Annotated in this window: 1 pseudogene; it reads right to left on the reverse strand. The window is 38.2% G+C overall.

Annotated elements, in window-relative coordinates:
• Positions 1-381 precede the first annotated feature (381 nt).
• Positions 382-1,106: pseudogene (locus tag R8N47_RS23615) on the reverse strand (ATP-dependent helicase); the annotation flags it as partial.

The following is a 1,106-nucleotide window of genomic DNA, read 5'->3' on the forward strand; positions in this document are numbered from 1 at the left end:
AGTCATGAACTTAATGAGGTAGGAGAGTTGCTGTGGCAAACTGCTTTTAACATCATTCATTGTCCGTATTGCGGCTTGAAATTTGAAAAAACTACACAGAAGGTTACTGCTCATTTTCATAAAGCTGTTAACTATAAACTGATTTAGTCGCTTTACTTTTGTATTTGTCATGCTTATCAGCATGACTAAAACCCTAATTTTGAGAAGCGGTTAGGCCTTGTTTGAGCTTTGATAGAACCGCTCATAGCAATCTATGATCACAGAAATCTATGCTCTCGGTAAACTCGGCTTAGCCCCAAAATGAGTCAGGCCAACAATATTGAAATTAGTATAGGTAATGTAAAATATGCTCAATTTTTGAGTTTGACCTTTGTAAAATGTCTAAAGTAAGTGAAATCCCATATCTTTTAATCTTGTTTTATCAGCATCATTTAAAGTTTTCACAGCCCATATTAAACAGTGTTTAGGCCTTGATGAGGCAACATATGCGAACCTAGCAGCTTCACTGCTTTGACTATCAATCCAACTGCGCCAATGAGAACCAGGCTGCCCGCCCGCGCGTGCCGTTGAAATTAACATGGTGACATCGTGTGTTTCGCCTTTCGCTCCATGAATTGTAGTCTTTCGGTGCAATGTTGTTGTTTTAGTTGTTTGTCCTAAAAATGTGTCAACTTGGTTGCCTGCTTGACCAGAGGGCGATGCCAAATTTACATTATTTAGTGGGGATATGACTTGGGCAATCTCTTGTATGATGAACTTTTGACTTGATAGGTTTCGAACTAATGTCTTAGCACTACGTACCCAATTTGACCAAGAACCTGTCATTTGTTTTAGGTTATTATTGGTGAAATACTTAAGTGATGAACATAAAAACCTTCTCCATGCTAGGTTTGAGTCTATGCTTTGTGGACAATTGAAACTGTTTGGTTTAATGCACTCTTGTAGATGGTGGCGAATAAACTCCGATAATAGTGTCATGTATTTTTCTAATGCATCCATGTCATCTGGGTCAAATATCTTTATTGCTAATGCTAGCTTCTGGACGTTGTTTAGCTTCGAAGCAGAAGTTTGAAATTTTTGTAGGATTGAGTGCCCTCTAGAGATAA

The organism is Vibrio sp. 2132-1, from assembly GCF_033344315.1.